Here is an 18,617-nt window from a genome sequence, read left to right on the forward strand (position 1 = left end):
CCTATGTCAGCTAATAGTCTGTGCGTTCACTTTCTGCATGATCCCGTATACCTCAAGTTTTAAGCCCTTAGTTCAATTGATTGGTTTAATTAAATGGTTTAATCCATTTGATTGATACTTTAGATGAGTTTGCTCAGATCTTAATTAGCTGCAGTGCTAAACAGTACCGAGTTATTTAATAGCTATTATCTCTTTATTGTTTTGTGCATACAGCAGGCTTTAGCTTTTAAACTGTAACCTTTGGAGAGTAATTAACAGTTTAGTCCGCCTATTTGTTGGTTTGCTCCAGCATTTTATATATTTTTTTAAATGCTATTTTCTTTTTAAACAAATGGTTAAAAATATTTATATGAAATAATCATAACTTGATTGCAATCCAAGTTCATACTGGATAAATTGAATGCAGTATCGCAATTGAGAGATCTGTATTCATAGGCTAGACGGAGCTAAGTATTACCATGTATTACCAAAATGATGATGTTCGAATTAATAAGATTAAAGAGCTGTTACCTCCAATTGCAATTTTGGAACGATTTCCGGCAACAGAGAACGCATCAGCGACCGTATTTAATGCCCGTGAAAGCATACATAATATTTTAGCGAAGAAAGATGACCGACTATTGGTGGTGATCGGCCCGTGTTCTATTCATGATCCCGCGGCAGCGATCGAGTACGGTAAACGTTTAGTTGAACTCAGAGAGCGCTACAAAGAACAGCTAGAGATCGTGATGCGAGTCTACTTTGAAAAGCCGCGCACCACTGTTGGCTGGAAAGGTCTGATCAACGATCCAGACATGGATAATAGCTTCAAGCTAAATGATGGTTTGCGTACTGCGCGAAAGCTGCTGTTAGACTTAAACAACATTGGCCTGCCTACGGCTGGTGAGTTTTTAGATATGATCACGCCGCAGTATGTGGCCGATCTCATGTGTTGGGGGGCAATTGGTGCCCGTACGACTGAGTCTCAAGTACATCGTGAATTGGCATCGGGTCTATCAAGCGCAGTTGGTTTCAAAAATGGTACAGATGGTACCATCAAGGTGGCTATTGACGCTATCGGTGCAGCCAGTGCACCACATCACTTCTTATCTGTGACTAAGTTTGGCCATTCGGCGATTGTCGAGACTAAGGGAAATCCTGACTGTCATATTATTTTACGTGGCGGTAAAGAGCCTAACTATAGTGCCGAACATGTGGCCGAAATTAATCAACAATTGGATAAGGCTGGTCTTGCGAAAAACATCATGATTGACTTTAGCCACGCAAATAGTAGTAAACAGTTCAAACGTCAGATGCTGGTTTGCGATGATGTTGCAGCACAAATGGCGAACGGTGATAGCTCCATCTTTGGCGTAATGGTAGAAAGCAACTTGATTGAAGGGCGCCAGGATCACATCGAAGGACACTCACTTTGCTACGGCCAGAGTGTGACGGACGCTTGCATCGGTTGGCAAGATACTGAAAAGCTGCTGGCAACACTTAATGATAGTGTTGTTAAGCGTAGAGTCGCTTAATTGATAAAAACAAAAAAAGGAGGCATTAGCCTCCTTTTTTGATCACTTACTTAGTGAGATAAAATTATTTTCTATCTTGTTCAAGTAAATACTCATTGGCTTTAGCTAAGCTGCCAAAAGAAGCAATTAAATTACTTTGTCCCTTTTCTTGTATTTCTGGGTTCCCTGATTGGGTCATCATCCATATCCATGTTTGGATGAGTGGTAAAGGGGGATATTTGGGCTTGGATGAATCAAGCATGTTTGCATCCTTTTGTCGTTAACTTGAAAGAGCTGTATTTAGCTCTTTTAACCTGCTCACTCTTAATTTTATAGTGCTGAGGGTATCAAAATCTTTTCTTTGGGTTAACAGAATTTGCGCTACCTCGTACAAATTTTTCGAAAAATGTGCAAACTAACCCAATTAGAAAGCGTTATCGGTACCTGCTCAGTCTAAAGTCGCACGATAACATAGCCTTTAGCGAGTGTCTGTTAACTTTTTAATTACATGGGCAAGGTTTTTTAGCATCTGAAATCGTTAACTTGTTGTCATTAAATCAGAAATGCCTTCTTTGTGAATTTTAAAATTTTTTGGAATAAAAAATGCGCCCTTCACTATATTTTGATGAACCGATAGGCAACATAAATTGGCATGTACTGCGCATGTTATGGCCCTATTTAATTGAGTTTAAGCAGAGAGTCGGTTTAGCATTATTGTGTTTAGTCATTGCGAAAGTTGCCAGCGTTGGATTGCCGTTTGTCCTTAAGGCTCTTGTCGATGGCCTCTCTGGTTCATCTGCCGAAAAACTCATCGCTGTCCCCATCTCTTTAGTGATCGCTTATGGCGGAATACGTCTATTAAATACCATCATTTCAGAGGTGAGAGATACCCTCTTTGGGCGTGTTACTGAGCGAGCCATTCGCCGTTTAGGCATGGCGGTATTTGAGCACCTACATCGTTTGGATATGGCATTTCATTTAGAGCGCAGAACAGGAGGATTATCGCGAGATATTGAGCGCGGTACCAGTGGTATGAGCTTTTTGATGCGCTTTATGGTGTTCAATATCGTGCCGACGATTTTAGAAATCGTACTGGTCGTGGGGATCCTATTTTATAACTACGGCTATGCCTTTGCTGGCGTAACGCTGCTTTCGGTTATTGTTTACGGGACATACTCTATTATCGCCACCGAGTGGCGTACCGGCTATGTACGTGATGCGGCCAAAGCCGACTCGCTATCTAACACGCGAGCGGTTGATAGTTTGCTTAATTATGAAACGGTGAAGTATTTTAATAATGAGCAATATGAAGCTAAGCAATATGATGCAGCATTGGCTCTATGGGAGCAGGCTAAACGTAAGAATCGCTTATCCCTGTTTGCGCTAAATGCGGGTCAAGCTTGTATTATCTCGGTGGCGATGACGCTGATGTTAGGTATGGCGGCGAATGATGTTGTGCAGGGTAAGATGACGATAGGTGACTTTGTACTGATCAACGCCTTTATGATGCAGTTATTTATTCCACTTAATTTCTTAGGCTTTGTGTATCGAGAGATCCGTGGTGCTTTTGCCAATATCGAGCGTATGTTTGCTTTACTGGACAAGGTTCCTATGATTAATGACTCTGCCAATGCCAAAACTCAAGCACTAACACAGGGGCGAGTGTCATTCGAACATGTGGGATTCCGTTATGACTCTAGGGCCATTTTGGATGATGTGAGTTTTACTATTGAAGCTGGGCAAAAAGTGGCAATCGTAGGCGATAGCGGCGCGGGTAAATCGACCTTAGTTAAATTGCTATTTCGTTTTTACGATGTGGTTGATGGACGTATTTGTATCGATGGTCACGACATTCGCACCGTGACTCAAGATAGCTTGAGGCAAGCCATTGCCATCGTTCCCCAAGATACGGTGTTATTTAACGATACCTTGATTGAAAATATTCGTTATGGTCGACCAACTGCTAGCATGGAGGATGTCAATAGCGCAATTCAGATGGCACATCTGAGTCAATTTATTGAAAGCTTACCTGATGGTGGGCAAACTCGAGTCGGTGAGCGCGGCTTAAAGTTATCGGGTGGTGAGAAGCAGCGTGTGGCTATCGCCAGAGCGATATTGAAAAAGTCACCCATTTTGGTATTTGATGAGGCGACCTCATCGTTAGATAGTCATTCTGAACAGGCCATTCTTACAGCATTAAAAGAGGTGGCGAAAGGTCACACGAGTTTAGTCATTGCCCATCGGCTTTCTACGGTTGTTGATGCCGATCGAATCATAGTACTGAGTAAAGGAAAAGTTGTTGAAACGGGAAGCCATAATGATTTACTCGCCGCTTGCGGTCTCTATGCCAACTTGTGGCGAGTACAGCAGGAGTCTGGTCGATAAATTAGAGATTGATTAAGAAAAGTCTGTGTCGGATTCAGCATAGGTTCAGTTTTATATGTCTATAATTGCCCATAATTTAACGGGAAGCTAATGCAGAAGGTTACAATGAAAAATATACCTATACAGGTCCACATTGAAGGGCAAGAAAGCAAAGTTAATACAGACTGGCTAGCGATTATGGCAACGCTAAAAAAACGCGGGCTGGAAAATGATGAACTTGAAGTCGTATATTTTGAATTGTGTGCCGGTATGCGCGTGACGACTCGAGGTCTCGGTTTAGCTAAAACTTCGCCTACTGAGGCGTTGCCAGGTCTATTGTATGAGCCAAAATTTTCGGCTCGAGATTATGCTGGCATGTTGAGCGCCTAAAAGTTCAGTTTACCAATTTTCCAACCGTCACAAACGAGCTTAGGTTTTGGGGAGTGGTCTGTTATCGGGGTTAAACCTGTGATCCTTCCCTCTCTAAAGCAGATATATTCCCCTTCAATTACAGTCATACGTTCACAACTATTACAGCCTGATGAAAACACTTTGGTGTTTGGCTGTATATTTAAGTTGTTCATAGTGTGTCTCCAGTAAGTCTTAGGGTCTCAATGGCTTTAGCTAATCTTATATTGAGTTAAAGCAGTACTTGATCGTGGTTGTTTGTTATGCGTGTACTTTTAGCGCTTGGCTTTTTGTCACAAGACTCTTGCAAAAACGTTTCGCATAAAACTTTGTTTATGTGATGCACTTTGCTTTTTAAGGTGCTTTTGTGAGGTCGGCATTAAATCATCTAAATACAAATAGTCCAAGTCTAATTTGCTAGATTCTCTTTACTTTTCATTTTGTCTTTGTTTGATTTTCATTTTGTTTTTACTTGGTCTTTATTTCGTCTTCGTTTCGCCTTTGTTTTATCTACATCTCATCGTTTTTTATCGTTTAGTCGGCTGACTCATTAATCTAGAGTAGCTTGGCTAAAGTGGGTTTTTATTAGGCTTACTTTACCTTGAGTAAGTAAAAGGCTGTCGAGTATTTACTTGTATGAAATATCAACAGCGTTTAGATTAATCTTTGTGAAGCCGGAATAAAAGTTTATGCTGAATTAAACGAAACGGGGGAGTGTCTTATGTGGATTGAAGGGCAGGTCATCGAGCGGCGAGATTGGAACGACAAGCTGTTCTCTCTAAAAATTAAGGTCGACATTGGAGACTTTAAAGCGGGACAGTTTATTAAGTTAAGTCAGGTCGTGAATGATAAGAGGATCGGCCGGGCATACTCACTCGTTAATCCGCCAGGGTGTGATTATATTGAGGTGTTGGCGGTGGCTGTTGAGGAGGGGCTACTATCACCTAACCTACAAGCGCTAAATATTGGCGATGTTATTGATGTTGCCACCAAAGCCTCGGGGTTTATGACACTCGATGAACTGCCTAAAGATGAGCACAGGGGAAGGCATCTGTGGTTTTTAGCCACAGGTACGGCAGTGGGGCCTTTTATCTCGATGATGAATACCTGCGAGCCTTGGAAAACCTATGAAAGGTTAGTATTAGTCTATGGGGTGCGTAAAGTTGAAGACTTGGCGTATCTTGAGCAGCTGAAGGCTTTTGAAGCGAGATACCCTGAGCAATTTAGACTGGTATTATCGGTAACTCGTGAACAGTATCACGGCGCTTTAATGAGTCGTATCCCCGACGGCATCATCTCTGGAGATCTAGAAGCGAAAGCTGGATTAAGGCTTAGCCCAAAGGATTCGCAAGTGATGATCTGTGGTAATCCTGAGATGATCATCGCATCACAACAAGTACTTAGCGCAAGGGGATTAACAAAGAATCTGCGCCGAGCACCCGGGCAGGTGACCGTTGAGAGATATTGGTGATCTAACATCTTCGGTTAATAAGACATTACGTCTAGCTAAGGTAGTGTAAGTTTAGTGTTTGCTCATGTAGATCAAGTTGTCATTTTTGAGTTAAAAATATGACGAATACTTGCTGTTTGTGTGAGTTTTGATTACTCTCGTTGCAATTGAGAATTATTATCAGTCGTTTTTCGCTGATAATTTCGATACTTGTCTAGGGAGAAGAGTAATGAAAATGGTAAAGAGTCTAGCTGTGATAGGACTGACTTGTTTTGCATCTATCGCCAATGCTGCTGATAGTCTAACGGTATATTCTTATCGACAAGCCTTTTTGATAGAACCTATCTTAGAAAACTTTACTAAAGAGACTGGTATTAAAGTCGATGTTGTCTTCTCTAAAAAAGGCATTGCTGAACGTATGATGCGTGAAGGGCGCCTATCTAAGGCTGATATCGTTTTGACCTCAGATTTTTACCGTTTGATGGAGTTGGTTGAAAAGGATCTGGTTGTGCCTGCCAGTAGTGACATTCTTAAACAAAATATCCCAGAGAAATATCGCTCGCCAGACGATGAGTGGTACGCACTTACTATGCGCGTACGTAATGTTTACTCTTCTAAAGACAGACTCGGTAAGCTTGATATTAACTATGAAGATTTAGCCGACCCTAAGTATAAGGGCAAGATCTGTACTCGTAGTGGCAAGCATCCATACAATGTTTCATTAGTGGCCTCAATGATTGCCCATCATGGTGAGCAAGAGACTAAAACTTGGCTAGAGGGATGGAAGGCGAACCTAGCCAGAAAGCCGCAGGGTAACGATAGAGCTCAAGTTAAAGCAGTGAGTGAAGGCCTATGTGACCTCGCTATCGGTAACAGTTATTACTTGGGAAAGATGTTGCAAGATCCTAAGCAAAAGGCGTGGGCAGATGCGATTGAGATTAATTTTCCTAACCAAGATAACCGCGGATCACATATCAATGTATCGGGTATGGCGTTGGCTAAGCACTCTAAGAATCAAGCCGCAGCGATAGAGTTGATGGAGTACCTATCCGGTGATAAAGCGCAGCAAGTATATGCTGAAGTTAATTTCGAATATCCTGTAAAAGCAGACGTATCCCCTTCAAAGTTAGTCGCTTCCTGGGGAACATTTAAAGCCGACGATCTACCGATTTACAAATTGGCTGAATATCATGGCGCTGCTATCAAGCTACTCGATGAAGTTAAGTTTGATCTGTAGTTCGTGGCTCTTAAGGTTGAGCTAACCTGTTCAAGCTAGAATTAAGCAATAGCCTTGAAGTTAATCCGTTAGCTCGGTCAACCACTGTTTCAGTTAACCTATCTTAGATAGGTTTTCTTGTTTTTATCAAAGTACACGGATGTATTATTTTTTAGGTAGTTAATCTTATGGTTTTAGGCTTAGCTAAAGGCTGGTCTGTAGCAGGGTACACCTTGGCACTACTGATTATTATGCCGCTTATCGCGCTTATAAGTCAGTCGCTGATGCCAGATGAAGCCGTATTTCCCCACCTTTTTGATACCGTTTTACCCACCTATATCAGCAACAGCCTATGGCTGATATTTTGGGTGGTGATAGGCTCGCTTATTATTGCTATTCCTGCAGCTTGGCTGGTGGCTAAGTGTCAGTTTCCTGGCCGAAGCGTTTTCCAATGGGCGCTATTGTTACCTCTAGCAATGCCCGCCTACGTAGTGGCCTACGTGTATACCGACCTATTTGATTATGCAGGTCCTGTGCAGCGTAGCTTACGCAGCTTTTTCGGTTGGCAGACACCTCAAGATTATTACTTCCCTGAAGTCCGTTCATTAGGTGGCGCTTCAATCATGTTGGCCTTGGTGCTGTTCCCCTATATCTACCTATTAGCCCGTACCGCTTTTATGGAGCAATCTACTAGCCTTAGCCAAGCCACAAGGGTGATGGGTTGTGGTCCCTGGAAGAGTTTCTGGCGATTAAGCTTACCTATGGCGCGTCCAGCATTAGCCGTTGGCGCGGCGTTAGTGGCCATGGAGACGGCGGCGGACTTTGCCACAGTCAGTTATTTTGCGGTGCCAACATTGACTACGGCTGTTTACGATACCTGGTTTGAATATGGCAGTTTGACTGCAGCAGCTAAGCTTTCAACCATCATGTTATTAGTGATTTTTGCCATGGTGGGTTTTGAGCGTTTCGCGAGGCGAAAACAAAAACTGTTTCAGAAGCCGTCTGCGCCGGGTGAGCTCGATGTTTATTCCTTATCGGGTATTAAGGCATTGGCTGCGACAGGCTATTGCAGTGCACTGCTCACACTCGCTTTCTTACTGCCCTTCATCATACTCGTGAAATACGCTTATGGGTATTTTGCACAAAGCTGGAATCAAGAGTTCTTTGAATATAGCTTCAATAGTTTATGGATTTCTGTGTTAGTGAGCCTTATCTGTGTTGCCATTGGTATTTTGCTGATGTTTATTCGTCGTATTAGTCCTAGACGAGCAGATGTTCTTCCTTCTCGATTAGCATCTACGGGCTATGCTCTACCCGGTACCGTATTAGCTATTGGTATCTTGGTCCCTTTTACTCACTTAGATTTTGCGATAAATGATCTGGTTGAATATTTTGGTTTTGAGGGCCCCGGGCTTATTTTAACCGGTAGCAGCTTCATTATCGTGTGTGCTTTTTGTATTCGCTTTGCTGCGATTGCTATCGGCAGCATAGAGAACAGTTATAAACGGATCTCACCGTCATTGGATATGGCGGGGATCACTATGGGCCTTAAGCCTGTTGGGCTGTTACGACGGGTGCATATACCTTTGCTGAGAAAAGGGGTTTTTGCAGGGCTATTGCTGGTATTTATTGAGTGTATGAAGGAGTTACCAGCAGCGCTGCTGTTAAGGCCAATAGGCTTTGAAAACTTAGCGACGTATGTATTTCAGTTTGTATCCGACGAGCAGTTAGAACACGGAGCGCTGGCCGCGATCGTGATTGTATTGGTCGGTCTAATTCCGCTTATTTACCTTAACCGTTCCTTGGAGCACGATAATTAATATGGCCACACTACAAGTACAGCGGGTCGTTAGCGACTACCAAGGGCAAGTCGTTTTAAAGGGCTTAGATTTAACCGTTGAGAAAGGAGAAATCGTGGCATTACTCGGCCCTAGTGGTTGTGGTAAAACCACGTTGTTACGGGCGATTGCGGGACTGCAGGCGATAAGCAGCGGCAAGATCATCATTAATAACAAGGTTGTTGCATCTGATGACAGCTTTACCCCTAGTGAGCAGCGCGGTGTTGGAATGATCTTTCAAGACTATGCTCTGTTTCCTCATCTAACCGTGGCCGAGAATATCCTTTTCGGTCTACAAACCCGTGATAAAGCAGCAAGGCAAGCACGCCTAGAAGAGATGCTAACTTTAGTTAAGCTTGAGGGGTTGGCACAGCGTTACCCCCATGAATTATCGGGTGGGCAGCAACAAAGGGTCTCAATTGCAAGAGCGCTCGCCTATGAGCCCGAAGTGCTATTACTCGATGAGCCATTTTCGAATATTGATGCCAAAGTGCGTCGTGAAATGATGCTCGAGATCCGTCAGATCCTGAAAAAACATCATGTCAGCGCGGTATTCGTAACACACAGTAAAGATGAGGCATTTGTATTTGCTGATAAGCTGGCACTATTTAATCACGGTGAAATCGTACAATGTGGTGATGCTGAAGGCTTATATTTAGCACCATCAGATAAGTACGTCGCAGATTTTCTTGGGACAGGGAATTACCTTAAGGCTGAAGTCATTAGTGACCATAGTATTGCAACTGCAATTGGCAAAATTGAAAGCGAAAGTTTACTTTCGCAACCCATCAGCACCCAAGCGGAGGTGTTGCTAAGGCCTCAACACCTATTATTGCAAGCAGATGCTAACGGAGTTGGCGAAGTGATTGAACGACGTTTTCTCGGCAATATCTGTCAATATCAAGTTAAAGTCGCTGAAAACATCTTAGATATTCATAGTCCTCAGCTGGATTTAATTGTAGGACAGCGTGTGGCGATCGCGTGTCAGAGTCATAGCTTAGTGTTGTTCTAGTTGGATATAGGCTCCATGAGCCGTTTGGCACGTCAGCTAACGCTTAACAGGCGTTAGGGGGAAGTGTTAGACCACTTTTCATCCTGCTTAAATAGCAGCTAAGAGTAAGAATTTAAAATTGATTTTAGTTATTGTGCGTTAGTTAATTTTATTAATAACTAAAGTTGTACATAATGTTGCCGAAAATTAATTAAGATAAGGGTTACTTATAATAATGGATAGTCAGGTTATGCCTCGTGAACAGCTTGGAGTATGTGCAGAAGGAAACTTGCACAGTGTCTATTTAATGTTTAATGCTAATGATAGTGTTGAGTCTGATATGCGCCCTTGTGTGGCTAATGTCGCTCAATATGTTTATGAATTAGCTGATCAATATTCTGATAGTGCATTTAATGGTTTTGTTGCTATTGGTGCTAATTATTGGGACACACTATACCCGATTGCTAGACCGGAACAGCTAAAACCTTTCCCTGCAATGAATAGAGATACTCGAGATGCACCCGCTATCGAATATGATCTATTTGTGCATGTCCGTTGTGACCGTTTTGATATTTTACATTTAGTCGCCAATGAAGTTTGTCAGATGTTTGAAGGCTTAGTTGAACTTGTTGATGAAGAGCGTGGCTTTAGGTTCTTAGACTCACGAGATCTCACGGGTTTTGTTGATGGCACTGAAAACCCGAAAGGACGCAGCAGGCAGGACGTTGCACTTATTGGCGAGGAAGATAGCCGATTTAAAGGTGGTAGTTATATTCATGTGCAAAAGTATGCACATAACTTAAGCAAGTGGAACCGCCTACCCGTTAAGAAGCAAGAAGATATTGTTGGTCGTACTAAAGCTGACAATATTGAGTATGCATCGGCTGACAAACCGCTAACGAGTCACATCAAGCGTGTGAACTTGAAAGATAGCGAAGGTAACTCGATGGAGATCTTACGACAAAGCATGCCTTACGGCTCCGCTAAAGAGCAAGGTTTGATGTTTATCTCTACTTGCCGCAACTCGGTTAATTTCGAAAAGATGCTTGAGAGTATGGTGCATGGTGATGGCGAGGGTAACCATGATCACTTGATGCATTTCACTCAGGCATTAACTGGCTCTTCATTCTTTGCGCCATCGTTAGATTTTATGATTTCGTCTAACTAATTAAGACTTTTTAGCCAATAAAAAACGCACTGTATGGTGCGTTTTTTTATTGGGTGTATGAAAGCGAATTATTCATTATCAACTTCATCTTTATCCCAGTAGTTAGTGGGACGTCTGGCATAAACTTCGTTGACTGATTTTACCAGTACCTTGTTATTTTCTGGGTACACAACGACATCATGTATGTCTCGGTTTCCGACGACAAGAAAAACAAACTCTTGCTCACTATGATTGACAAGATTATGAGAAATCCCCGTGTCAGCGTTGAAACAGATATATTCTCCCTGACTAAAGGGATGAGGCTCACCATCGATGTATAACGTCGCTTCGCCATGCATCGCGTAGATATGTTCTTCTTCTTTGGTATGGTAATGGGCAACAGCAGAGGACTTACCTGGTGCTAAGCGTTCCATGGTGACGCCGATTTTTTGTCCACCGGCAGTGTCACCAATATGCTTTTGCTCGCTGGCATATTGATCTTCATGCTGCCAAGATTCCCAGCATATATCATTGATATTTATTATTTTACTTTTATTCATCATTTACCCTCGACTAACAATACTGTCATTTGGGATTATAACGATTATTGGTCAAGAGAGAAGACGCTATTCAATATATTGTATAAAACAGAGTGTTTTATACAACGAGCGTTAAGGTAAGTGATTGAGATTAAGTGCATAGACGGAAAGGGCAAGTGATGTCGCCTATGCGGTTATTATACCAATTGGTATTAATAGAGATAAAAAATGCTGTAGCCCTGAGGGTACAGCATTTAATAAGCTAGTCACTTTAAGAGGCACTGCTTAGTCTGCGTAATTAAATAGTGACTTAACTGTCTCTAATGTGTCTTCAATATTATGAATACTAGACGGACAGATGAAAATCGTATCATCACCAGCAATCGTTCCTAAAATACCTTCAGGCTTACCGATTGAGTCGAGCAGGCGAGCGATTAATTGCGCCGCACCCGGGCTGGTTCTGACGACAATCATAGCTTGGTTATGGTCAACATCCAGCACTAGATTTTTAAGTGGACTTCCTGCTGTAGGAACACCGAGCTCCGCAGGAAGACAATAAACCATCTCTTGCTTGGCATTACGGGTTCTTACCGCGCCAAACTTACTTAGCATACGAGAAACTTTAGATTGGTTAATATTGCTAAAGCCTTCAGCTTGAAGGGCGGTAACTATTTCACTTTGAGAGCCAAATCGCTCCTCTTTTAAAATAGATTTGAACGTCTTAACTAAATCATCTGGGCTTTTAGTTGCTTGCATATATTATTATTCTTTATTCAAAAAAATCTGCACTATCATGATTATTTTCGCCATTTTTGTCAATTAGTATTCGTTTTTGTGAATAAAAATTCATTGATAATCTTAATTTAACTTGATGGATTAACTTAAGTTGGAATGAATGCTCTAATTAACGTTATGCTGATTTACCTTGAAAACGACTCTGTAACCATGATGCTCTCTCGATTTGTTTATCTGCTTCTTTATATTAGCGTTCTAGATTATATTGAGCACGACTAAGGGATAATTGAATTTTTTTTGTGAATCCAGTACTGTTGCCACATTGGAAAGATGGATCTGAATCACAAAAATCCAAGAATTGATGGAGATGATTATGAAAGTTGCTGTACTTGGTGCTGCTGGTGGTATTGGCCAGGCGCTCGCCCTACTGTTAAAAACTCAATTACCTGCGGGTTCAAAATTGTCGCTTTATGATATCGCTCCAGTTATACCTGGTGTTGCGGTTGACTTAAGCCACATCCCAACGGCGGTTGAAGTTAAAGGTTTCGCTGGTGAAGACCCTACGGCAGCACTAGAAGGTGCTGATGTTGTGCTTATCTCTGCCGGTGTTGCACGTAAGCCTGGGATGGATCGTTCCGATCTGTTTAACATCAACGCAGGTATCGTGCGTAACTTGGTTGAAAAGTGCGCTGCGACTTGCCCTAAGGCATTAATAGGTATTATTACCAACCCGGTAAACACAACGGTTGCGATTGCAGCTGAAGTGCTTAAAAAGGCGGGTGTTTATGATAAAAATCGCCTGTTTGGTGTGACGACACTCGATGTTATCCGTTCAGAAACCTTCGTTGCTGAAGCAAAAGACCTAAATGTTGCTGACGTTAAAGTTCCTGTCATCGGCGGTCATAGTGGTGTGACGATTCTACCTCTACTTTCACAGGTTGAAGGCGTAAGCTTTACTGATGCAGAAATTGCAGCACTGACGACTCGTATCCAGAATGCGGGGACTGAGGTGGTTGAGGCTAAAGCCGGTGGTGGTAGTGCAACATTATCTATGGGTCAAGCTGCATGTCGCTTTGGTCTATCACTTGTTCGTGGTCTTCAGGGTGAAGCAAATGTTGTTGAGTGTGCCTATGTTGATGGTGGCAGTGAGCATACTGAGTTCTTCGCACAACCTGTTGTACTCGGCAAGAACGGCATTGAACAGGTACTTGCTTATGGCGAGGTAAGTGCATTTGAAGCTAATGCTCGTGACGCTATGCTAGACACTCTAAAGGCTGATATTCAGCTAGGTATCGAATTCGTTAAGTAATCGATGCAAGGGCCTTTGTGGGTCAAAATAAAAAAGGAGCCTTAGGCTCCTTTTTTATTTTCAACATTTATCTCGTCACTGCTCTTAGCTTACAGGTGGCAATAGCTGATTAGTTACTACGTTGAGTGGCTAGTTTTGCTAAAGAGATTAATGCGGTCTTATAATCAGACTCAGGAATGATAGCCAGTGCTGCAATGGCCTTTTCTGACTCTTCGATAGCGCGCTGCTCGGTGTACTTGAGTGCACCACAGTTATTAAGTGCGGCGAGGATAACTTCGATATGCTCAGTACCGTCACCTTTCTCGATAGCCTCACGGATAAGCGCCTTTTCAGTGTCGTTACCGTTTGCCATCGCAAAAATTAGCGGCAGCGTTGGCTTACCTTCAGCTAAGTCGTCACCGATGTTCTTACCTAGCTCTTCTGTATCGGCAGTGTAATCGAGAAGGTCATCAGTTAACTGGAATGCGGTACCTAAATACTTACCGTATTCAGCCAGTGCGGTTTGCACTTCAATAGGGCTGTCAGCTAACAAGCCTGCAAGACGAGTCGCTGCCTCGAATAGCTTGGCAGTCTTACAGTAGATCACGCGCATATAGCTGTCTTCTGTGGTGTCTGGGTCATTACAATTCATTAATTGTAAAACTTCACCTTCAGCAAGTACGTTGGTTGCATCTGCAAGAATTTCTAATACATCTAGACACTTGAGCTCAGTCATCATCTGGAATGAGCGGGTATATAGGAAGTCACCGACCAATACACTTGCACTATTGCCGAACAGGGCATTAGCGGTTTTTCTGCCGCGGCGCAACATAGACTCATCAACCACATCATCATGTAAAAGTGATGCGGTGTGAATGAATTCGATAATTGCTGCTAATTTAAGGTGAGAATCACCTTTATAGTCAATGGCGCGTGCTGCTAGAATAGATAGCAGAGGTCGCAAGCGTTTACCGCCACCGTTAATAATGTAGAACCCAAGTTGATTAATTAGGGCAACATCTGACTCTAGTTGTTTATAGATCAATTGATTGACAGCTTGCATATCGCTATCGGTCAATTGACGAATGGCGTTTAAATCCATAAGTAGGCTCTAGTTCTTGTTGGCTGCGGAGTAACATTGCAGCTCATTTAAGGCTTAAATGTTATAATGAATGGATTCTACCTAAATTTGCGGTACAAGACAGTAGTTGTAGATGAATGTGAGAGTTATTTGGGTCTTTTTTTATTCTAAGTTAATTAAGGCTTGTCAGCAGCCTGTTCTTAGCGTAAACTCCGCGACCATTGTCATTAAAGCTTTTATAGCACCCCTGCATCAAACAAATATGTTTTGAGCGGCGTGTTAGAAATATCGGAGTAAAATAGCTATGTACGCTGTTTTTCAAAGTGGCGGCAAGCAACATCGCGTTGAAGCCGGCCATACAGTTCGTTTAGAGAAATTAGAAGTCGCTACAGGCGAAACTATCGAATTCGACCAAGTTCTTTTGGTTGCTGATGGTGAGACTGTACACGTAGGTGCACCTTTAGTTGAAGGTGGCAAGGTTGTTGCTGAAGTTATCAGCCACGGCCGTGCAGACAAGGTAACTATTGTTAAGTTCCGTCGTCGTAAGCACCACGATAAGAAGATGGGCCATCGTCAATGGTTCACCGAAGTTAAAATTACAGCTATCAACGCTTAATTAGGAGAATAACTCATGGCACATAAAAAAGCTGGCGGTTCTACTCGTAACGGCCGCGATTCAGAAAGTAAACGTCTTGGTGTAAAGCGCTTCGGCGGTGAATCAGTTCTAGCTGGTAACATCATCGTTCGTCAACGTGGTACTAAATTCCACGCTGGTGTTAATGTTGGTATCGGTCGTGACCACACTTTATTCGCACTTACCGATGGTAAAGTGAAGTTTGAAGTTAAAGGTCCTCAGAACCGTAAGTTCATCAGCATCGAAGATTAATTTTTAGCTTAGCTAATAATTAATATTAAGCCCCGCCATTGGTGGGGCTTTGTTTTTTCAAAATTAAGTAAATTGTGTTTTGGCGACTAGAATCGTTAAGAGTATAATTCTTTCATTCTGTGGTGCCAGGAGTTGGTATGAAGTTTGTCGATGAAGCTATTATCCGTGTAGAAGCCGGAAATGGTGGCAGTGGTTGCGTTAGCTTTAGACGTGAAAAATATGTTCCTGATGGTGGGCCTGACGGTGGTGATGGTGGCGACGGCGGTAGTGTATATCTACAAGCCGATGAAAACCTCAACACACTGATCACTTTTCAGTTTGAACGCTTCCATATTGCCGAGCGTGGTAAGAATGGTCGTGGACGTGACTGTACTGGTCACGGCGGTGAAGATTTGATCCTTAAAGTGCCTGTAGGTACTCGCGCTATCGATAACGATACTGAAGAGTCACTTGGTGACTTAACCACTCACGGGCAAAAACTGCTTGTGGCTAAAGGTGGTTTCCATGGTCTAGGTAATACTCGTTTCAAGAGTAGTACTAACCGTGCGCCAAGACAGAAGACTTTAGGCACCGACGGTGAAGTACGTAGCCTTAAGCTAGAGCTGCTATTGTTAGCGGACGTGGGCTTGTTAGGTATGCCTAACGCAGGTAAGTCGACTTTTATTCGTTCAGTATCTAAGGCTAAGCCTAAAGTGGCTGACTATCCGTTTACAACTTTGGTTCCTAACTTAGGCGTTGTTAACCCTAGACCAGGCCAAAGCTTTGTGATCGCCGATATTCCAGGTCTTATCGAAGGTGCGGCTGATGGCGCAGGTCTTGGTGTTCAATTCTTGAAGCACTTAGAGCGCTGTCGTGTATTGCTGCATATTCTAGATGTTGAGCCTATTGATGGTAGCGATCCAGTTGAATCTGCTCGTGCAATCGTTGGTGAGCTTGAGAAGCACTCTCCGAAGCTTGCTGGCAAGCCTCGCTGGTTAGTGATCAACAAAGCTGATTTGATGTTGGAAGAAGAGCTGCAAGAGCGAATCGACCATATCGTTAAAGAGCTAGAGTGGGATGGCGATGTCTACACGATTTCTGCTTATAACCGCGAAGGTACAGCTGAGTTAGCCGTTAAACTATTAGACTTTATTGCTTCACTTCCACCTGAAGAAGAAGTGGATGCCGATGCTGAAGTCGAGTTTAAGTGGGATAACTATCATCAGAGCGCTAATGAATCAGTCAATGAAGATTTTGACGATGATTTCGATGACGATTTTGATGAAGATGATTATGATGTAGAGATTATCTACCAAAGATAAGTATTCGCATAAAAGGAAGTTGAGAATAGGTGTACGCTACAACGCAAAATGACATTACTCGTCAAGTCGTTAGGGTTGCTCAACTTCTTTTAGCTTATGGCGCTGAATCTGAACTTGTTGAAGAGATCACTCAGCGCCTAGGCCACGCCTTAGGTTTAGAAAGTGTCGAGATCTCCATCTCTTCTAACTCCCTAGTACTCACCAGTTTATCTGTTGGTCGCTGTATTACGACCACGAGACGTATTCGCGAACATGGTATCAATATGACCGTGGTTTGCGAACTCCAGCGTATCTGTTTACTCACCGAGAAAGGTATTTATGGCCTATCGGAAGTACGCAAGCGTGTCGGTCGAATTGAGCCAAAAACCTACCCTGCTAGATATGTCGTGCCTATGATAGGGTTATCATGTGCAAGTTTTTGTCATTTGTTCGGTGGAGACTTAGCGGCTTGTTTAATTACTTTTTTAGCTTCAGCAGTCGGTATGTTTGTCAGGCTATCAATTGCTAAACACCATTTTAATTTGCTGCTCAATTTTAGTGTTACCGCCTTCGTGACTACGTTAATTGCACAAACAGGATATCAATTCGATCTGACAGATACCCCTAAGCTACCTATGGCTGCAAGTGTATTGATGTTAGTGCCGGGTTTCCCAATGATTAATTCAATATCGGATATGGTCAAAGGCCATCTCAATGTGGGGATTTCTCGCTGGGGTCATGCCACTCTGCTTACCGTTGCTTCGGTTATTGGCATTACTATCGCAATGCAGATCGGTGGACTGTTCTAATGGTGTCGCTTATCTTAACCATGCTTAACGACGCAATTTTTTCGGCAATTCCAGCAATTGGTTTTGCAATGGTATTTAATGTGCCGCGTCGATTTTTACCCTATTGTGCAATTGCAGCAGCGATGGGCCATGGTAGCCGTACTCTATGGTTAAGTTTTGGCTTGCCAATCGAATGGGCGACTTTCTTAGCCGCGGCTTTGGTCGGTATCGTGACGATAGCGTTTGCTAAAAAACATTTAGCGCCACCATTAATGTATGCGGTAGCGGCAATTATTCCTATGATCCCTGGTACCTACGCATTTAATACTGTTATCGGTCTGGTGCAATTAACGGCGCAGGCTGAAATGAGCCCAGAGCTTATTTATCAAGTCGTCAGTAATGGCCTTAAAACGGTATTTATCTTAGGTGCACTCTCGGTCGGACTTGCGATGCCGAGCCTACTTTATTTCCGCTCTCGCTCAGTCATTAAGTAACGAGAGTTCATTCATTTAGAACTGTTAATCAAGGGTTTGTTGATTAAAGGTTTGATGAAATCTATATATCCACTGTAGCCGACATAAAAAAAAAGGGAAGTATCATGAAAATAGCTATGATTGCTGCGATGGCAAATAACCGCGTCATCGGTAAAGATAACCAAATGCCTTGGCACCTTCCTGAAGACTTACGCCATTTTAAAGCTATGACCTTAGGTAAACCTGTAGTGATGGGACGAAAGACGTATGAGTCGATAGGACGCCCATTACCGGGACGTCATAATATCGTCATTAGTCGTCAGACCGATCTATCTATCGATGGTGTGACAATCGTCAGCAGTTTTGCGGAGGCTAAGATTGCCGCCGGGGAGTGTGAGGAACTAGTGGTGATGGGCGGAGGCCAGCTATATGAGATGTTGCTACCTCAAGCGGATATTTTGTACCTTACTGAAATCGCATTAACGGTAGATGGTGATACCTACTTCCCTGAGTGGGATGATGGTAGCTGGCAAGAAGTTTCTAGAAATGTAGCTGAAGATGACAAACAACTTGAATATAGCTTTATCAAGTTGGTTAAAAAATGTTAAATTCAAAGGGTTGTTTAGTACCCTGTATAACA

General features: G+C 42.8%; 20 protein-coding genes. 15 read left to right on the forward strand and 5 right to left on the reverse strand.

The genetic code is table 11. The features are described from left to right. The first annotated feature begins 458 nt into the window (after positions 1-458). Positions 459-1,514, forward strand: coding sequence for a 3-deoxy-7-phosphoheptulonate synthase AroG (gene aroG / locus SHAL_RS04555; RefSeq protein ID WP_012276019.1), 1,056 nt, complete (start codon positions 459-461; stop codon positions 1,512-1,514). A 64-nt stretch (positions 1,515-1,578) separates the two neighbouring features. Here the strand turns inward: aroG and SHAL_RS23200 are convergent, their stop codons facing one another. Continuing rightward, entirely contained in the window at positions 1,579-1,755 is a 177-nt protein-coding gene (locus tag SHAL_RS23200; protein WP_086020032.1) for a hypothetical protein, read from the reverse strand. 341 nt (positions 1,756-2,096) lie between these two features. Between SHAL_RS23200 and SHAL_RS04560 the strand changes: the two genes are divergently transcribed. Beyond that, the gene (locus SHAL_RS04560; protein ID WP_012276021.1) at positions 2,097-3,878 is read left to right on the forward strand and encodes an ABCB family ABC transporter ATP-binding protein/permease; all 1,782 of its coding nucleotides are present in this window, start codon (positions 2,097-2,099) and stop codon (positions 3,876-3,878) included. A gap of 105 nt (positions 3,879-3,983) precedes the next feature. Continuing rightward, a complete protein-coding gene (locus tag SHAL_RS04565; protein WP_041416257.1) occupies positions 3,984-4,247 on the forward strand; it encodes a hypothetical protein in 264 nt (87 codons plus the stop codon). On the opposite strand, the gene SHAL_RS22505 is transcribed toward SHAL_RS04565, so the two are convergent. After that, positions 4,244-4,441, reverse strand: a complete 198-nt coding sequence (locus tag SHAL_RS22505; protein ID WP_083758307.1) for a hypothetical protein — start codon at positions 4,439-4,441, stop codon at positions 4,244-4,246. The two genes, SHAL_RS04565 and SHAL_RS22505, sit on opposite strands and share 4 nt — an antisense overlap. Before the next feature lie 545 nt (positions 4,442-4,986). Here SHAL_RS22505 and SHAL_RS04570 point away from each other — a divergent pair. From SHAL_RS04570 to SHAL_RS04590, 5 genes are all read left to right on the forward strand, one after another. Beyond that, entirely contained in the window at positions 4,987-5,736 is a 750-nt protein-coding gene (locus SHAL_RS04570) for a ferredoxin--NADP reductase (RefSeq protein WP_012276023.1), read from the forward strand. 208 nt (positions 5,737-5,944) lie between these two features. After that, positions 5,945-6,952 carry a Fe(3+) ABC transporter substrate-binding protein gene (locus SHAL_RS04575; protein WP_012276024.1) on the forward strand — a complete coding sequence of 336 codons (1,008 nt, stop codon included), beginning with the start codon at positions 5,945-5,947 and terminating at the stop codon, positions 6,950-6,952. A 167-nt stretch (positions 6,953-7,119) separates the two neighbouring features. After that, positions 7,120-8,751, forward strand: a complete 1,632-nt coding sequence (locus SHAL_RS04580) for an ABC transporter permease (RefSeq protein WP_012276025.1) — start codon at positions 7,120-7,122, stop codon at positions 8,749-8,751. Position 8,752: 1 nt separating this feature from the next. Continuing rightward, the gene (locus SHAL_RS04585; RefSeq protein WP_012276026.1) at positions 8,753-9,781 is read left to right on the forward strand and encodes an ABC transporter ATP-binding protein; all 1,029 of its coding nucleotides are present in this window, start codon (positions 8,753-8,755) and stop codon (positions 9,779-9,781) included. A gap of 214 nt (positions 9,782-9,995) precedes the next feature. Next, the gene (locus SHAL_RS04590) at positions 9,996-10,928 is read left to right on the forward strand and encodes a Dyp-type peroxidase (protein ID WP_012276027.1); all 933 of its coding nucleotides are present in this window, start codon (positions 9,996-9,998) and stop codon (positions 10,926-10,928) included. A 68-nt stretch (positions 10,929-10,996) separates the two neighbouring features. Here the strand turns inward: SHAL_RS04590 and SHAL_RS04595 are convergent, their stop codons facing one another. Beyond that, a complete protein-coding gene (locus tag SHAL_RS04595; RefSeq protein ID WP_223296241.1) occupies positions 10,997-11,470 on the reverse strand; it encodes a cupin domain-containing protein in 474 nt (157 codons plus the stop codon). 261 nt (positions 11,471-11,731) lie between these two features. After that, positions 11,732-12,202, reverse strand: a complete 471-nt coding sequence (gene argR / locus SHAL_RS04600; protein ID WP_012276029.1) for a transcriptional regulator ArgR — start codon at positions 12,200-12,202, stop codon at positions 11,732-11,734. A 352-nt stretch (positions 12,203-12,554) separates the two neighbouring features. Here argR and mdh point away from each other — a divergent pair, with 352 nt between their 5' ends. After that, entirely contained in the window at positions 12,555-13,490 is a 936-nt protein-coding gene (gene mdh, locus SHAL_RS04605; protein ID WP_012276030.1) for a malate dehydrogenase, read from the forward strand. A gap of 109 nt (positions 13,491-13,599) precedes the next feature. Here the strand turns inward: mdh and ispB are convergent, their stop codons facing one another. After that, positions 13,600-14,571, reverse strand: coding sequence for an octaprenyl diphosphate synthase (gene ispB / locus SHAL_RS04610; protein WP_012276031.1), 972 nt, complete (start codon positions 14,569-14,571; stop codon positions 13,600-13,602). A 283-nt stretch (positions 14,572-14,854) separates the two neighbouring features. Here ispB and rplU point away from each other — a divergent pair, with 283 nt between their 5' ends. The 6 genes from rplU to folA all read left to right on the forward strand — a co-directional run bounded on the left by rplU (position 14,855) and on the right by folA (position 18,585). Beyond that, positions 14,855-15,166, forward strand: coding sequence for a 50S ribosomal protein L21 (rplU, locus tag SHAL_RS04615; RefSeq protein ID WP_012154113.1), 312 nt, complete (start codon positions 14,855-14,857; stop codon positions 15,164-15,166). Between the two features lie 15 nt (positions 15,167-15,181). Next, complete coding sequence (gene rpmA / locus SHAL_RS04620; protein WP_012154114.1) at positions 15,182-15,436, forward strand: 50S ribosomal protein L27; 255 nt, start codon at positions 15,182-15,184, stop codon at positions 15,434-15,436. A gap of 137 nt (positions 15,437-15,573) precedes the next feature. Then, the gene (gene cgtA / locus SHAL_RS04625) at positions 15,574-16,737 is read left to right on the forward strand and encodes an Obg family GTPase CgtA (RefSeq protein WP_012276032.1); all 1,164 of its coding nucleotides are present in this window, start codon (positions 15,574-15,576) and stop codon (positions 16,735-16,737) included. A gap of 29 nt (positions 16,738-16,766) precedes the next feature. Further along, positions 16,767-17,525 (forward strand): threonine/serine exporter family protein, encoded by a 759-nt coding sequence (locus SHAL_RS04630; RefSeq protein ID WP_012276033.1) that lies wholly within the window; start codon positions 16,767-16,769, stop codon positions 17,523-17,525. Continuing rightward, entirely contained in the window at positions 17,525-17,998 is a 474-nt protein-coding gene (locus SHAL_RS04635; RefSeq protein ID WP_012276034.1) for a threonine/serine exporter family protein, read from the forward strand. Before SHAL_RS04630 ends, SHAL_RS04635 begins: the two co-directional genes overlap by 1 nt. A 104-nt stretch (positions 17,999-18,102) precedes the next feature. Continuing rightward, the gene (folA, locus tag SHAL_RS04640; RefSeq protein ID WP_012276035.1) at positions 18,103-18,585 is read left to right on the forward strand and encodes a type 3 dihydrofolate reductase; all 483 of its coding nucleotides are present in this window, start codon (positions 18,103-18,105) and stop codon (positions 18,583-18,585) included. The last annotated feature ends 32 nt before the right edge of the window (positions 18,586-18,617 follow it).

The sequence above is a fragment of the Shewanella halifaxensis HAW-EB4 genome, assembly GCF_000019185.1.
Lineage (GTDB): Bacteria > Pseudomonadota > Gammaproteobacteria > Enterobacterales > Shewanellaceae > Shewanella > Shewanella halifaxensis.

Excerpts from the sequence above, each read along its gene's own strand:
- SHAL_RS04635 (WP_012276034.1), top strand. The coding sequence starts at position 17,525 with ATGGTGTCGCTTATCTTAACCATGCTTAACGACGCAATTTTTTCGGCA.
- folA (WP_012276035.1), top strand. The coding sequence starts at position 18,103 with ATGAAAATAGCTATGATTGCTGCGATGGCAAATAACCGCGTCATCGGT.
- mdh (WP_012276030.1), top strand. The coding sequence starts at position 12,555 with ATGAAAGTTGCTGTACTTGGTGCTGCTGGTGGTATTGGCCAGGCGCTC.
- SHAL_RS04595 (WP_223296241.1), bottom strand. The coding sequence starts at position 11,470 with ATGATGAATAAAAGTAAAATAATAAATATCAATGATATATGCTGGGAA.
- argR (WP_012276029.1), bottom strand. The coding sequence starts at position 12,202 with ATGCAAGCAACTAAAAGCCCAGATGATTTAGTTAAGACGTTCAAATCT.
- cgtA (WP_012276032.1), top strand. The coding sequence starts at position 15,574 with ATGAAGTTTGTCGATGAAGCTATTATCCGTGTAGAAGCCGGAAATGGT.
- SHAL_RS04565 (WP_041416257.1), top strand. The coding sequence starts at position 3,984 with ATGAAAAATATACCTATACAGGTCCACATTGAAGGGCAAGAAAGCAAA.
- ispB (WP_012276031.1), bottom strand. The coding sequence starts at position 14,571 with ATGGATTTAAACGCCATTCGTCAATTGACCGATAGCGATATGCAAGCT.
- SHAL_RS04585 (WP_012276026.1), top strand. The coding sequence starts at position 8,753 with ATGGCCACACTACAAGTACAGCGGGTCGTTAGCGACTACCAAGGGCAA.
- SHAL_RS23200 (WP_086020032.1), bottom strand. The coding sequence starts at position 1,755 with ATGCTTGATTCATCCAAGCCCAAATATCCCCCTTTACCACTCATCCAA.
- SHAL_RS22505 (WP_083758307.1), bottom strand. The coding sequence starts at position 4,441 with ATGAACAACTTAAATATACAGCCAAACACCAAAGTGTTTTCATCAGGC.
- aroG (WP_012276019.1), top strand. The coding sequence starts at position 459 with ATGTATTACCAAAATGATGATGTTCGAATTAATAAGATTAAAGAGCTG.
- SHAL_RS04560 (WP_012276021.1), top strand. The coding sequence starts at position 2,097 with ATGCGCCCTTCACTATATTTTGATGAACCGATAGGCAACATAAATTGG.
- rplU (WP_012154113.1), top strand. The coding sequence starts at position 14,855 with ATGTACGCTGTTTTTCAAAGTGGCGGCAAGCAACATCGCGTTGAAGCC.
- SHAL_RS04570 (WP_012276023.1), top strand. The coding sequence starts at position 4,987 with ATGTGGATTGAAGGGCAGGTCATCGAGCGGCGAGATTGGAACGACAAG.
- SHAL_RS04590 (WP_012276027.1), top strand. The coding sequence starts at position 9,996 with ATGGATAGTCAGGTTATGCCTCGTGAACAGCTTGGAGTATGTGCAGAA.
- SHAL_RS04575 (WP_012276024.1), top strand. The coding sequence starts at position 5,945 with ATGAAAATGGTAAAGAGTCTAGCTGTGATAGGACTGACTTGTTTTGCA.
- rpmA (WP_012154114.1), top strand. The coding sequence starts at position 15,182 with ATGGCACATAAAAAAGCTGGCGGTTCTACTCGTAACGGCCGCGATTCA.
- SHAL_RS04580 (WP_012276025.1), top strand. The coding sequence starts at position 7,120 with ATGGTTTTAGGCTTAGCTAAAGGCTGGTCTGTAGCAGGGTACACCTTG.